Source organism: Shinella sp. OV683 (assembly GCF_057787725.1).
The window spans coordinates 1612150-1625751 of sequence record NZ_CM173543.1 but is presented as its reverse complement, the minus strand read 5'-3'; the positions used below and the strand labels follow the sequence as shown (position 1 = coordinate 1625751).

Sequence of the window (13602 nt, the reverse complement as noted above, 5' to 3'; positions counted from 1 at the left end):
TTCCAAGCTCCTCAGGTAACCAATTGCCGGCAAATATCGACAAAGTCATTCGCCCAGCCACCAAACAGCGCAAACAGGATCAGCCAGACGACGAGCATGAAGTGCCAATAGAGCGTGCACAGATCCACGCTCAGGTACAATTTTTCACGTGCCAGGCCGCTTCGGGCACGGATGGTCGTCCGCCCGAGCACCAGAAGTCCGCCCAGAATGTGCAGGCCGTGCAGCCCGGTGATCATGTAGAAGAAGCTGTTTGCCGGGTTGTCGGCGAGCACATAACCTGCCGACACCAACTGCCGCCATGCCAGGAGCTGGCCCAGGAGAAAGAGGATAGCTGTCGCAAGTGCCAGCGTAAGCGCGGTATTCAGGGATTCTCCGCGGCCGGCGCGGGCTTCGCGTTTCGCCCATTGCAGTGCCGCACTGCTGGTCGCAAGGGCTGCAGTATTCACCCACAAAGTGCCGGGGATCGGAATCCCCCACCAGTCGGCTCCGCCCATGCGAATGAGATAGGCGCTGATGAGAAGCGCAAACAGGGCGCCGATGACAGCGAGAAAGATGCCGAGGCCGATTTTCGCGGTCGGCAGCGGCGATCCCTGCATGTGCCCCATGTCGCTTGCCCGCCCGGCCTCCAGCCAGGGCTTGGAGGTCAGCCGCTGCCGTGCCATCCACCAGACGATGATGCAGGCAATCCCGGCCATGAAGATGAGGATCGCGCTCATTCCAACCCGCCTCTGGATGCGGCCGACGCCGGCTGATTCTGCGGGACGAAGTCCTCGTCCGCCCCGGGCACGCTGTAGTCATAGGCCCAGCGATAGACCACCGGCTGCTCCTTGCCCCAGTTTCCGTGTGCGGGCGGCGTTTGCGGCGTCTGCCATTCGAGCGTCGTTGCACGCCATGGATTGCCTCCAGCCTCCTTGCCCCTGAAAAGACTCCAGCCCAGATTGAACAGGAACACCAGCTGGGCTGCGCCGACGATCAGCGCGACCACGCTGATGAACTCGTTCAGCGTATGCGCAGATGGAGGAATGAAGGCTGTGTCGCCCAGCTCGAAATAGCGGCGCGGCACGCCGAGAAGGCCGAGATAGTGCATGGGGAAGAAGATTGCATATGCGCCGACAAACGTGACCCAGAAGTGGATATGGCCCATTGCCTTATTCCACATGCGCCCGGTGACTTTCGGATACCAGTGGTAGATCGCCCCGAACACCACCATGATCGGCGCCACGCCCATCACCATGTGGAAATGCGCGACGACGAACATCGTGTCGGACAAAGGCACGTCGACGACAACATTGCCGAGAAACAGACCGGTAAGCCCGCCGTTGAGGAAGGTGACGATGAAGGCCAGCGCAAACAGCATGGGCAGTGTCAGATGGATGTCGCCGCGCCAAAGGGTCAGCACCCAGTTATAGACCTTGATCGCAGTCGGGATTGCGATGATCAGCGTCGTGGTCGCGAAGAAGAATCCGAAATTCGGATTCATGCCGCTGACATACATATGATGCGCCCAGACGACGAAGCTCAACGCCGCGATGATGAGGATCGCCCAGACCATCATCCGGTATCCGAAGATGTTTTTACGAGCGTGTGTGCTGATCAGGTCCGAGACGATGCCGAAGGCGGGAAGCGCCACGATATAGACCTCGGGATGGCCGAAGAACCAGAACAGGTGCTGAAAGAGGATCGGGCTGCCGCCGCCCTGCTTCAGCTGCTCGCCCATCTCGACGATGGCGGGCATGAAAAAGCTCGTGCCGAGCAGCCGGTCGAACAGCATCATCACGGCGGCGACGAAGAGTGCGGGAAAGGCGAGCAGCGCCATGACCGTCGCCGTGAAGATGCCCCACACGGTCAAGGGCATGCGCATCAGCGTCATGCCACGCGTGCGGCCCTGCAACACGGTGACGACGTAATTCAACCCGCCCATGGTGAAGCCGATAATAAACAGGATCAGCGACAACAGCATCAGGATGATGCCCCAATCGCGTCCCCCCGGCGTGCCCGACAAAACGGCCTGCGGCGGATAGAGCGTCCAGCCGGCGCCGGTCGGGCCGCCCGGTGCGAAAAAGCCGGCGACCAGCACCAGCACGGCGAGCAGGTAGAGCCAGTAGCTCAGCATGTTTGCGTAGGGAAACACCATGTCCCGCGCGCCGACCATCAAGGGAATGAGATAGTTGCCGAAACCGCCGAGAAACAGCGCCGTCAGCAGGTAGATCACCATAATCATGCCGTGCATGGTGATGAACTGGTAGTAGTGCTCCGCGTCGATGAAGTCGAAGGTGCCGGGAAATCCGAGCTGCAGGCGCATCATCCAGGACAGCACCAGCGCCACCATGCCGATGGCGGTGGCGGTCAGTGAATACTGAATGGCGATCACCTTGGCATCCTGGCTGAAGACATATTTCGTCCACCAGCTCCGCGGATGGTAGAGGTCCACATCCGCGACTTCAGCAGGTGGGATGACGGCCCCATTGCCGGATCGAATGTCGACCATACTGCATCCTCTCTGTGGCTCCCGGCATGGCCTTTGTCCCTGGCCGTGCTGCCGGATTCAATTCGCCGGTTGCTTTTCTGCCGATGCCAGCATCTGCGTGAACGTCGGCTGTTGTTGCAGCCACGCCTGATAGGCGGCCTCGTCATCGACGATAACCGTTCCGCGCATTTGCGGGTGTCCGACACCACACAACTCAGCGCACAGAACCTCGAAGGTTCCCGTTCGCGTTGGCGTGAACCAGAAATAGGTGACGCTGCCGGGGATCATATCCATCTTGGCGCGGAATTCGGGGACATAGAAATCGTGCAGAACGTCGATCGAACGCAGCAGAACGTGGACCGGCTTGCCGAGGGGCAGGTGCAATTCATCAGTCTGGACGATGACGTCGTCAAGGCCGGCGGCATCGCTCTTGTTCACGCCGAGAGGATTGTCGGCGCTGACGGCGCGCGTGTCGGCGCGGCCCAACCGTCCGTCTGCCCCCGGCAGCCGGTAATTCCACAGCCATTGCTGGGCCACGACTTCCACCGTGCTGGCGTCGGAGGGAACCGTGACGAACTGTTTCCAGACAATCAGGCCAGGCGCGAGCATAGCCGCCACGCCAACCGCGGTTCCGCCCGCAAGCCACCATTCCAGCCGCTTGTTCTCGGGCTGATAGGCTGCCACGTTTCCAGGACGATGCCGGAAGCGCCAGACGCAATAGGCCATAAAAGAAACGACGAGCGTGAAGACAAGACCGGTGATCCAGAACGTTATGACAATCGTGTTGTCAATGTAGCTCCAGTTCGATGCAATCGGCGTCCACCACCACGGGCTAAGCAGGTGGAACACGATGGATACCACCACTATCAGAACGAGAACCAGCACAATTGCCATTTTCGCTCCTGACCCAGCCGCGAGCTCAAACCCGCAATCCGTCCAGATTATCTTTTAGCACTATCTCATAAATTGATCGCGCGAGCAATTAGCGCAAACCGACACCGCGGAGGGCGACGGCGCATGCATATCAGCTATTTGGAGACCTGCTCCAGATAGGCGATGAGATTGGTAATGTCGGCGTCGTCCTTCAGTCCAGCAAAGGCCATCTTGGTGCCCTTCACCTTGGCCTTCGGATTGTGCAGATAATCGCGCAGCGATGCCTCATCCCAGACGAGCCCGCCCGCACCGGCCTCCCGCATCGCCGTGGAGTAGCTGAAGTTCGGGTGCGTGCCAGCCGTTCTGCCGAACACACCGTGCAAGGAGGGGCCGACCTTGTTCTTGTCGGTGTCAGCGATGTGACAGATGGCGCATTTCTTGAAAATGGTCGCGCCAGCCTCGGCGTCACCTTCCTGAGAGAGCGCTCCGACCGCCGAAACAGCGAAAAGTGGCAGACTGATCAGAACAACACGATACCACATGGCAATCCTCATTGTTGGTCAGTCCGCCCGAAGCAAAAACCGGCGCAGTCTGACATAGTGTGACGGCTGTAAGCGAAAATCCAAGACGGCGATTCTCAAGACAGTGTTTGATCCTCGCTGACGGGGGCGATCAATTTGCGATAGAAATGCCAGGTGGAGTGCCCAAGGACAGGTATGATAATTGCGAGTCCAATAAAGAGCGGGATCGTGCCGACAACGAGCAAAACCCCGACAATCAGGCCCCAGAGTGCAACCGGCCCCGGATTGGCAAACGTGGCACGTATGCTTGCATTGATGGCCACACCGGCGCGGACGTGACGGTCGAGCAACAGCGGGAAAGTGACCACCGTCGTCGCCAGAACCACCACCGCGAATACGAATCCGGCCAGATTTCCCCACAGGATGAGAAACCGCCCCTGAGGGGTCGCAAATACGTCTGACAGGAAGGTGAAGATCGACGTCGGAGCCGCGTCACCGAAGGCTGAGACATACATTCGCTGAGCCACAATCAACCAACAGATAAAGAGTGCGAACAGCATGACGCTGACCGCGATGATAGACGGCAGTGCCGGAGAGTGGCGCACTTCCAGCGCGTGATGCCAGGAACTGTCCAGCCCCTGTTCGCGACGCCGGCTGATCTCGTAGAGACCGAGTGCAGCAATCGGGCCTACCAGGGCAAAACCCGACATCAATGGATAGAGCAACGGCACCAAATTCGCCCCCGCACTCCAGTATGCCAGGAAGATGCCCGCTATCGGATACATAAGACAGAGAAAAACGTAGTGTGACGGCTTTGCGCTGAAGTCTTTGAGCCCCAGCCTCAGTGCATCGGTGATATCCGCGATGCCAATCTTTTGAACCACGGGGCGCGCAAATTCCCCGTGCGCATTGACCATGACATGCGATGTTGCCATAGCGCGTCTCCTTCTCAGCCGTAATCCGGCTGGCAGTGAATAGACGCCCGGCAATCATTCACCGTCGCGTCGAACCACAACTGGCGATTTGGTTTTACCAGATCCTACCGGCTTTGTCGCCTGCTCACACGACTACGGAATCCTACGCTTCTGCGGCACCTTATCGAAACATCCTTGGCGCCATGGTCACCATGAGAACGGCGGCAGCACCGAGAGATGTTACAGGTCTCTCGTTGTTCCATGTCGGATTTACCCCTGAACTTGTTGAACGCGAAATGCGGGCGAGGCTCGGCTGTCGTCGCACAAGAGGTCCACGATCCCAGAAAAGCAGGCTTAGGTGGAAACGAATGGGAAAGCATGACAACAGCAAGATCACCAAAAGCCCTGTATTCCAAGGCTTTCTGGCAATCTGTGGCGTACCTATGAACATCCACTCCCCTTCAATTGAAATGCTGCCGTTGACAGCACCTCGCCCCTATTCCGGCAATGCCCGCTCGCAGGCGACGTTTATCGGCCTCGCCCAAAAAGCCCATGAGGCCGAAGCTTTGCAAAGGGGAAAATCGATTGAACGCTGGACGGAATACAAGCGGGTTTGGTCAGCTGAAATCGCTGAAGCAAAAAAGCGCGGTGAACCAGCTCCAAGTATCCTTCCGCATCCCGATGACATTATCATCGACCACACCGAGGGCCGCAGTTCGTTGGGCCGTTTGACAAGAACGAGGAAGCCAAGCTCAACGAGACCATCCGTCTCCGCGACACGTTGATCATTCAAGATGAGTTGGACCATCGCAGCACTCTTAGGCTTGGCGGGGAGCCGTTGACTGAACCGGGATCGGCTGGGTTGATCTCGTTTCTTCTGGAAAGAGGTATACCACCGCGGCTGCAACTGTCGGATATTGGACGAACTCTGTTGATGATGAAGTACCAAGATATGTCAAAGCCAGCGCTGCTCAAACTGCTGTTCGGCGCCTGGCAGCGCTGTGGCTCGCCTCACCCACGTGGCTATGTATCGCCAAACCTGAGCCATACGGAGAAATATCTCAGGCTGCTGTTCGGATTGATCCAAAGCATTCGTGAGGGAGCGATTGACCCTATGAGCATGACGCAAGACGAACTCGCGGGGATTATTTATGAGCGGGCAAAGACATATGGAGTTGCGGGTTGATCGGCAACTGACAGGTCGAGCGGGGGCATCAAATCGGGCGTTGATAAGAGTGCTCGTGCGGCTTCGTGCGCGAGCCTCCTCGACCGCCTGGCCCACCACTGCGAGCTTGTCGAAACGGGAAACGCGTGCCGGCGTGTCAAAAACCGAAGCTAAAGCCGATGAACACTATCACCCGCCCTTGGCCTACCTCTGCAACCCCAGTCAGCACCGCAAGGCCAATCGCCGATCGTTTTGTATTGTTGAATGCCCATGTCTTTGCGCCGACAACTACCCTGCCATCCCCTTCGGGCGCGGTGGTAGCTGGATGTGGTATACTGGATCGGCGCACGGTTGCATCGTATTGTACCTGTCTTCGCCAAGTGGAGCAGGTTCGTCGATTGAGCCACACGTTGCGTAGTATTGGCCGGGGTATGACATGAGCCACACTATATCAACATCAACGACAGTCTGCGTCAACGTAGACAACAAAGCTGGGGTTTGCCGCGGTATGCGTTGCCAGTTTTTGGGCTGCGAATTTCTTGCCGAGGGCGGCCGCGCCCCACGACACTAGAGTGACCTCTGGTTAGGTACATGTCCAAGTTGTTATCAACCGACCCAGCACATCACGCTCTGCCCACCGGGCGAGACCTTGGCCGCCTGCAGTTCTTGTCGCTTCTGTACTATCTTCATTGCACCAATCCGACAACGGATTGGTTCAAGATAAGACACAAGCCGATGCTCCCGCAAGTATCGCCGCAATCGGAATGGCATTGGCGACGATTCCGGTTGTGGTGGAACGCGGCATCATGATCCGCAAGTTTGCGGCCACGATTGCCCGGAGGCGATTGCAGTTTCTCTTGGAGTGCCCGCAAGGACCAGACCCTGATGCGTCCGGATACAAGGGCTTTTTCTATCATTTCCTCGACATAGAGACCGGCCGCCGGGTCTGGCAATGCGAATTGTCCACCATCGACTCGGCGTTCCTGTTTGCAGGCGCGCTGACCGTGGCCACCTACTTCGACGGCGATACCGCTGACGAAGCCGAAATTCGGCGACTTGCCAACACCCTCTATGAGCGAGCCGATTGGAACTGGGCTTGCGATCACGGGCTTACACTGACCCACGGTTGGCGCCCGGAAAACGGCTTCATTCCCTATCGATGGCGGGGATACGACGAGGGCCTGCTGCTCTACATCCTCGGACTGGGGTCGCCGACCCATCCGTTGCCGTCCGAAGCCTATTCCGCCTATGCCGAAACCTACGAGTGGAGGAACATCTACGGGCGCGAACTGCTTTACTCGGCACCGCTTTTCACACACCAGCTCTCGCACATGTGGATCGACTTCCGCGGTATCCGCGACCAGTTCATGCGAGACCATAACAGCGACTACTTCCTGAACAGCCGACATGCGACCTACGTCCAGCAGGAATATGCCATTCGCAATCCAATGAACTTCGTGGGTTATGGTGAGCACTGCTGGGGGTTTACGGCAAGCGATGGACCTGGCTGGATTACGAAGGAGGTCGATGGTGTGCAAAGGGAGTTCTTCGACTACCTCGGTCGCGGAGCACCATTCGGACCGGACGACGGAACTGTGTCGCCATGGGTAGTTGTGGCTTCATTGCCTTTTGCTCCGGAGATCGTCATTCCGACCGTCAGGGCCTTTGCACAAATGCACTTGGGTATGACGCGTCTCTATGGCTTTAAACCCTCCTTCAACCAGACATACAGGGTGGAAGACAGTGATACAGGATGGTGGGTCAGCCCCCATCATTTCGGCATAGACCAGGGGCCGGTTGTACTGATGGTCGAAAACTACAGGACCGGCCTGCTATGGAACATCCTGCGCCGGTGCCAGCCGATGGTGACCGGCCTGCGTCGCGCGGGTTTCAATGGAGGTTGGCTTTAGGATGTCGCCGTCCCCCGATATCGCGATTGACTGAATACGACGACAGAGCCGCTATCGCCATTTCTGAATTTCAGTTTCGACTAATATGCCCTATGATATCCTGATTGTGTTTACTTAAATCGATCAGCGTCGACGCTCCCCTTTGGGAGTGTCGCCGGCCGCTTGGGTAGCCCCGGGCCTCGACCGACAATTGCGCACTCAAAGCGCTAGGGGAGGACAATCAATGCCGAACATGATGAAAGCAGGCGTCGTGCGCGAGTTTCGCAAACCTCTCACCATTGAGGCATGGCCAATTCCCGAACCTGCGGACGACCAGATCCTCGTCCGGTTCGCTGCAACCGGCGTATGCCACACAGACTTGCATGCAGCCCATGGCGACTGGCCAGTGAAGCCGAACCCGCCCTTCATCCCGGGCCACGAAGGCGTCGGTTACGTCGCAAAGGCCGGCAAATCAGTCAAGCGCCTGAAGGAAGGCGACCGCGTTGGCGTCCCTTGGCTTCACACCGCTTGCGGCTTCTGCCCCTATTGCCGAACCGGCTGGGAAACGCTCTGCGGCAGCCAGCAGAATACCGGCTATTCGGTTAACGGATCCTTCGCCGAATACGGCCTGGCCGATCCCGACTATGTCGGCATCCTGCCCTCCAAACTGGAGTTCGGTCCCGCCGCGCCGGTGCTGTGCGCAGGTGTCACCGTCTATAAGGGGCTCAAGGAGACTGAGGCCAATCCCGGTGAATGGGTCATGATTTCAGGCATCGGCGGCTTGGGCCATATGGCGGTTCAGTATGCGAAGGCCATGGGCTTGCATGTCATTGCTGTCGACGTTTCCGAAAGCAAGCTTGATCTCGCCCGCAAGCTGGGCGCCGACCTGACCGTAGATGCGCGCGAGCCGGACGCGGTGGATCAAGTGCAGAAGCGGGTTGGCGGCGTGCACGGGGCGCTGGTGACGGCGGTTTCGCCAAAAGCCATGGAACAGGCTTTCCACATGCTACGCTCCAAGGGCACGATGGCGCTTGTGGGCCTGCCGCCGTCGATGATCAGCCTGCCCGTGTTCGATACCGTCCTCAAGCGCATCACGGTCCGGGGCTCGATCGTCGGCACCCGCCAGGATCTTGAGGAAGCGATCGAATTTGCCGCCGAAGGAAAGGTCAGTTCGCATTTCAGCTGGGACAAGCTCGAAAACATCAACGACATCTTCGCCCGCATGGTGGAAGGCCAGATCGACGGTCGCATCGTCATCGACCTTCAGTAACACTCGTCGCAAGAGACGCCCAAAATTGAACACGCCAGCCTTGGGGGAGGATATCGGCATGGTCGAAGTAAAATCGTTGGATCTTGAGCGAGGTGCTTTATCCGGCCCTGCCAGCGCAACAGTCATCGTCGAACAAGCCGCTGCTTTGTGCATCCGCAACAACAGCGGCGTTCAGGAAGTGTTGTTGGTCAGCAGCCTGCGCACGGGTCGATGGGGCATTCCCAAGGGGCACATGGAGCCCGACGAGCCAGCCTGGACCACAGCCGAACGCGAAGCGTTTGAGGAAGCGGGCGTCTTAGGGACCGCCAGCAAGTCACCGATAGGCGGCTATTCCTACCGAAAATCCACCGGGGACGGGATCTATTGCGTGCGCGTCCACCTTGTGGAAGTCCATGATCGCGCGACGGATTACCCGGAGAAAAACCTTCGCGGAGTTAAGTGGGTCCCGATCGCCGCGGCAGCGAGAGCCGTTTCGCGACCTGGCTTGCGGAGGATATTGCTTGAAGTAGATGACTGTGAATAGCCGACATACCCTGTCTACGCACTCTTCCCCACCACAACGAGGAGAAATGCAATGCAAGCGCCCATCACCCGCAGGTCCCTGATCCAGATTGCCGGCGCGGCCGCAGCCGCCGCCACGACCTCCAGTCTTCTTGCGTCGATTGCAAGCGCCGACACCATCACCGGCGACATGTATTGGGACCTGATCCGGCACCAGTTCATATTTCCCGAAACAGCCACACCCATGAACAGCGCCAATCTGTGTCCCTCGTTTCAGGCCGTAGCCGACAAAGTGGCAGAGCTCACCCGTATCGTGGATTATGACGTATCGCTGAACAACAGGGCGCAATTCAACGACCGGCTGAGCAGTTCCCGGGCGAAAGTGGCTGCTCAGATCGGCGCCGATCCGGATGAGATCGCTCTGGTGCGCAATACATCGGAAGCAAACAGCGTCATCACCAACGGCCTCAACTACAAGGAAGGCGACGAAATCGTCCTGTGGGAGCAGAACCATGTCACGAACAACGAGGCATGGGACATCAGGGCCAAACGTTTCGGCCTGAAAATCGTCCGCGTGGCGGTGCCGCGCCTTCCAGAAAGCGATGAGCAGGTTGTCGAGCCTGCACCGATCGCACCACGGCTTTGAGCTTTACAGAATGCTCCAATGTTAGCGGGCTGAAGCTGCCCGCAAAGAAACTCGCGGCAATGGCCCGCGGTAGGGGCATCCATTGCCATGTCGACGGAGCTCAAAGCTGGGGTGCATCGGTCCTCGACCTGCATGACATGGGATGCGACTCGTTCTCTGCCAGCGCACACAAGTGGTTCATGGGGCCGAAAGAGGTTGGCATCCTGTATGTCCGCAAGGGCCGCGCGCCAGAGATATGGCCGAACACCATCGGCTATACCGGGGAAATCAAGGTCGAACTCGACCTTGAAAATGCAAAAAAATTCGAAACGCTCGGCCAGTGCGACGATGCGGCGATCGCTGCAATTGCGGACACCGCCGATATCCATGCGCAGATTGGACCGCAACGAATCGAGGCTCGCATTCGTGACCTTGCAACCCAGCTGAAACAAGGCCTCAAGGAACTGGGCGCAACCCTCGTCACTCCTGAAAATCCGGCGATGAGCAGCGGCGTGGTCATCATCGAAGTTCCCAAGCAGAACCAGAAAACCGTCGTTGATACGTTGTACGGCAAGTACGGGATCGCGGCATCGTCGAGTGGTGGCCTTCGATTATGCCCGCACGTCTACAACACACAAGCGCACATCAAACGGGCCCTCGACGGCGTCGCGTCGATGCGGGATCTGGTCAAGATCTGACTGATCAAGGTCGCTTGCTCCAAGGCGGGATCCTTGCGGCACGAGCCGCAAGGCTTGTTCCTATTCAAGATAAGAGCGCACCTATACGTTGTCCCCCTCGGTCGAGGTTTTGCCCGTCTCTCTTGGCGAAGTGGCGGTTCCCCATTTCCATCCACTGATCTCGGGCATGTCATCGCCGTATTTTTCGATATGTTGGCGGTGTTCTATCAGCTTCTCGTGAACGGCCTGCTTGAAGTAGGCTGCCCGAGCACCCAACTGCGGCAGGCGGTCAATGACATCCTCGACGAGATGGAAACGATCGAGCTTGTTCAGCACCACCATGTCGAAAGGCGTGCTCGTCGTCCCCTCCTCATTGTAGCCGCGAACGTGGAAATTCGCGTGATTGGTACGGCGATAGGTCAGACGGTGGATGAGCGTGGGATATCCGTGAAAGGCGAATATAACCGGCTTGTTCTTCGTGAACAGTGCATCGAAGTCATGATCTGACAGCCCATGCGGATGCTCGCGCTCGGGCTGGAGCTTCATCAGATTGACCACATTGATGACGCGCACTTTCAATTCCGGCAGATGTTGACGGATCAATTGAACAGCGGCAAGCGTCTCCAGCGTCGGAACGTCCCCGCAGCATGCCATCACGACGTCAGGCCCGACGCCCTTGTCGTTGCTCGCCCACTCCCAAATTCCGAGCCCTTCGCTGCAATGCGTGATCGCCTCGTCCATCGTCAGCCATTGCGGCGCAGGCTGCTTGCCGGCGACGACCACATTGACGTAGTTGCGGCTGCGCAGGCAGTGGTCCGTGACCGACAAAAGCGTGTTGGCGTCCGCCGGCAGATAGACCCGGATCACGTCGGCCTTCTTGTTCACGACGTGGTCGATAAAGCCTGGATCCTGGTGACTGAAGCCGTTGTGATCCTGCCGCCAGACATGCGAGCTGAGGAAGTAGTTCAGGGATGCCACGGGCCTGCGCCAGGGGATCTCGTTGCACACTTTCAGCCACTTGGCATGCTGGTTGAACATCGAGTCGATGATGTGGATGAAAGCTTCGTAGCAGGAGAAGAAGCCGTGGCGACCGGTCAGCAGATAGCCTTCCAGCCATCCCTGGCACTGGTGTTCGCTGAGCACTTCCATCACGCGCCCGTCCGGAGACAGGTGGTCGTCCTCGGGATAGATTTCCGCCATGTAGCAGCGATCGGTAACCTCAAGGACATCCTGCCAGCGGTTTGAGTTGTTCTCGTCCGGACTGAACAGGCGGAAGTTTTTTGCCCCCATGTTGAGCTTCATGACGTCGCGCAGGAATTTGCCCATCGCACGCGCGGATTCGGCTGTCGTTTCGCCGGGCGCGGGAACCGGCACCGCATAGTCGGCGAAGTCCGGCATCTTGAGGTCGCGCAGCAGGACGCCGCCATTGGCGTGCGGATTGTCGCTCATACGGCGGTGTCCCGTCGGCGCCAGAGCAGCCAGTTCGGGTTTGAACCGGCCGTCGTCGTCAAACAGTTCCTCCGGCCGGTAGCTTTTCATCCACTGTTCCAGAATGCGAATGTGCTCCGGCTTGTCCATCTCGCCCATGGGCACCTGGTGGGCTCGCCAATAGCCCTCGCATTTCTTGCCGTCTATCTCCTCGGGGCAGGTCCATCCCTTCGGTGTCCGGAAGACGATCATCGGCCAGGCCGGGCGCTTGACATTTCCATTCGTTCGAGCATCGGCCCAGATCGCCTTGATTTCCGCGACGGCTGTGTCGAGCACGCTGGCAAGTTGTTGATGCACCGAAACCGGATCACTGCCTTCGACGAAATACGGCTTGTAGCCCATGCCCTCGAAGAACTTCGTCAATTCGCCCTCAGGAATGCGGGCAAGAAAACATGGATTGGCGATCTTGTAGCCGTTGAGGTGCAATATCGGCAGCACGCAGCCGTCACGCGCCGGGTTCAGGAACTTGTTGCCGTGCCATCCGGTTGCGAGCGGCCCGGTCTCGGCCTCACCGTCACCGACTACGCAGGCGACGATCAGGTCTGGATTGTCGAAGGCCGCGCCATAGGCGTGGCTCAATGCATATCCGAGCTCTCCGCCCTCGTGGATGCTGCCGGGGGTTTCCGGCGCGACGTGGCTTGGAATCCCTCCCGGGAAGCTGAATTGCTTGAACAACTTCTGCATTCCCTCGATGTCGCTGCTGATGTTCGGGTAGAATTCGCTATAGGTGCCCTCAAGGTAGGCATGCGCGACCAGCGATGGGCCGCCATGCCCCGGGCCTATTATGTAGATCATTTCCAGGTTATCGCGCTTGATGACGCGATTCAGGTGGGCATAGAGCATGTTTAGCCCGGGCGATGTGCCCCAGTGGCCCAGCAGGCGCGGCTTTATGTGTTCACGCTTCAGCGGTTCACGTAGCAGCGGATTGTCGAGAAGGTAGATCTGCCCGACCGAAAGGTAGTTCGACGCCCGCCAGTAGGCGTCGATGAGCTCGAGTTCTTCCGCCGATAGCGGCTTGTCATCCACTCGGTCGCCGGTTGCGGTCGATACGTTCCTTGCCGTCTGAAGCGAAGCCATGGAGGTTTCCTCACCTTGTTTGAACTGATGCTACAAGCGCGATCCAGCATTTCGGTTGCAGGCGCGCCACGCGCCTAGCGTTGCGCCTGTCTTGGTGGCCAGCCGGCTCCATTCACAAACTCGACTTTGCGCCCC

At 58.5% G+C, this 13602-nt stretch carries 12 protein-coding genes and 1 pseudogene; 7 read left to right on the top strand and 6 right to left on the bottom strand.

The annotated features are described in order from the left end of the window. Positions 1 to 11: 11 nt before the first annotated feature. The 5 genes from ACXHRN_RS07790 to ACXHRN_RS07770 form a co-directional block, all read right to left on the bottom strand. A complete protein-coding gene (locus ACXHRN_RS07790; protein WP_488640751.1) occupies positions 12 to 716 on the bottom strand; it encodes a cytochrome c oxidase subunit 3 in 705 nt (234 codons plus the stop codon). Further along, on the bottom strand, positions 713 to 2488 hold the full coding sequence (locus tag ACXHRN_RS07785) for a cbb3-type cytochrome c oxidase subunit I (RefSeq protein ID WP_488640750.1): 1776 nt from the start codon (positions 2486 to 2488) through the stop codon (positions 713 to 715). The genes ACXHRN_RS07790 and ACXHRN_RS07785 overlap by 4 nt, the downstream gene beginning before the upstream one ends. Before the next feature lie 57 nt (positions 2489 to 2545). Next, entirely contained in the window at positions 2546 to 3361 is an 816-nt protein-coding gene (locus ACXHRN_RS07780) for a cytochrome c oxidase subunit II (protein ID WP_488640749.1), read from the bottom strand. Positions 3362 to 3495: 134 nt separating this feature from the next. After that, positions 3496 to 3882, bottom strand: coding sequence for a c-type cytochrome (locus ACXHRN_RS07775; RefSeq protein WP_488640748.1), 387 nt, complete (start codon positions 3880 to 3882; stop codon positions 3496 to 3498). Positions 3883 to 3977: 95 nt separating this feature from the next. Continuing rightward, the gene (locus tag ACXHRN_RS07770; protein WP_488640747.1) at positions 3978 to 4796 is read right to left on the bottom strand and encodes a DUF2189 domain-containing protein; all 819 of its coding nucleotides are present in this window, start codon (positions 4794 to 4796) and stop codon (positions 3978 to 3980) included. Positions 4797 to 5143: 347 nt separating this feature from the next. On the opposite strand from ACXHRN_RS07770, the gene ACXHRN_RS07765 reads away from it, so the two are divergent. From ACXHRN_RS07765 to ACXHRN_RS07735, 7 genes and pseudogenes are all read left to right on the top strand, one after another. Then, on the top strand, positions 5144 to 5560 hold the full coding sequence (locus ACXHRN_RS07765; protein ID WP_488640746.1) for a hypothetical protein: 417 nt from the start codon (positions 5144 to 5146) through the stop codon (positions 5558 to 5560). A gap of 149 nt (positions 5561 to 5709) precedes the next feature. Beyond that, positions 5710 to 5961, top strand: a complete 252-nt coding sequence (locus tag ACXHRN_RS07760) for a hypothetical protein (RefSeq protein WP_488640745.1) — start codon at positions 5710 to 5712, stop codon at positions 5959 to 5961. A 570-nt stretch (positions 5962 to 6531) separates the two neighbouring features. Then, positions 6532 to 7850, top strand: a pseudogene (locus tag ACXHRN_RS07755) (glucoamylase family protein). A gap of 223 nt (positions 7851 to 8073) precedes the next feature. Next, positions 8074 to 9099, top strand: a complete 1026-nt coding sequence (adhP, locus tag ACXHRN_RS07750; RefSeq protein ID WP_488640744.1) for an alcohol dehydrogenase AdhP — start codon at positions 8074 to 8076, stop codon at positions 9097 to 9099. Positions 9100 to 9157: 58 nt separating this feature from the next. Further along, positions 9158 to 9622: an NUDIX hydrolase gene (locus ACXHRN_RS07745; RefSeq protein ID WP_488640743.1), complete on the top strand. Its 465-nt coding sequence runs from the start codon at positions 9158 to 9160 to the stop codon at positions 9620 to 9622. 51 nt (positions 9623 to 9673) lie between these two features. Continuing rightward, positions 9674 to 10246, top strand: a complete 573-nt coding sequence (locus tag ACXHRN_RS07740; RefSeq protein ID WP_488640742.1) for an aminotransferase class V-fold PLP-dependent enzyme — start codon at positions 9674 to 9676, stop codon at positions 10244 to 10246. Beyond that, a complete protein-coding gene (locus ACXHRN_RS07735) occupies positions 10243 to 10923 on the top strand; it encodes an aminotransferase class V-fold PLP-dependent enzyme (RefSeq protein ID WP_488640741.1) in 681 nt (226 codons plus the stop codon). The genes ACXHRN_RS07740 and ACXHRN_RS07735 overlap by 4 nt, the downstream gene beginning before the upstream one ends. 81 nt (positions 10924 to 11004) lie before the next feature. On the opposite strand, the gene ACXHRN_RS07730 is transcribed toward ACXHRN_RS07735, so the two are convergent. Beyond that, positions 11005 to 13467 (bottom strand): phosphoketolase family protein, encoded by a 2463-nt coding sequence (locus ACXHRN_RS07730; RefSeq protein WP_488640740.1) that lies wholly within the window; start codon positions 13465 to 13467, stop codon positions 11005 to 11007. Positions 13468 to 13602 lie beyond the last annotated feature (135 nt).

What these genes read in the sequence shown, in the direction of transcription:
- ACXHRN_RS07760 (WP_488640745.1), top strand. Translation starts at nt 5,710, where the DNA reads ATGATGAAGTACCAAGATATGTCAAAGCCAGCGCTGCTCAAACTGCTG.
- ACXHRN_RS07765 (WP_488640746.1), top strand. Translation starts at nt 5,144, where the DNA reads ATGGGAAAGCATGACAACAGCAAGATCACCAAAAGCCCTGTATTCCAA.
- ACXHRN_RS07730 (WP_488640740.1), bottom strand. Translation starts at nt 13,467, where the DNA reads ATGGCTTCGCTTCAGACGGCAAGGAACGTATCGACCGCAACCGGCGAC.
- ACXHRN_RS07770 (WP_488640747.1), bottom strand. Translation starts at nt 4,796, where the DNA reads ATGGCAACATCGCATGTCATGGTCAATGCGCACGGGGAATTTGCGCGC.
- adhP (WP_488640744.1), top strand. Translation starts at nt 8,074, where the DNA reads ATGCCGAACATGATGAAAGCAGGCGTCGTGCGCGAGTTTCGCAAACCT.
- ACXHRN_RS07775 (WP_488640748.1), bottom strand. Translation starts at nt 3,882, where the DNA reads ATGTGGTATCGTGTTGTTCTGATCAGTCTGCCACTTTTCGCTGTTTCG.
- ACXHRN_RS07790 (WP_488640751.1), bottom strand. Translation starts at nt 716, where the DNA reads ATGAGCGCGATCCTCATCTTCATGGCCGGGATTGCCTGCATCATCGTC.
- ACXHRN_RS07780 (WP_488640749.1), bottom strand. Translation starts at nt 3,361, where the DNA reads ATGGCAATTGTGCTGGTTCTCGTTCTGATAGTGGTGGTATCCATCGTG.
- ACXHRN_RS07785 (WP_488640750.1), bottom strand. Translation starts at nt 2,488, where the DNA reads ATGGTCGACATTCGATCCGGCAATGGGGCCGTCATCCCACCTGCTGAA.
- ACXHRN_RS07745 (WP_488640743.1), top strand. Translation starts at nt 9,158, where the DNA reads ATGGTCGAAGTAAAATCGTTGGATCTTGAGCGAGGTGCTTTATCCGGC.
- ACXHRN_RS07740 (WP_488640742.1), top strand. Translation starts at nt 9,674, where the DNA reads ATGCAAGCGCCCATCACCCGCAGGTCCCTGATCCAGATTGCCGGCGCG.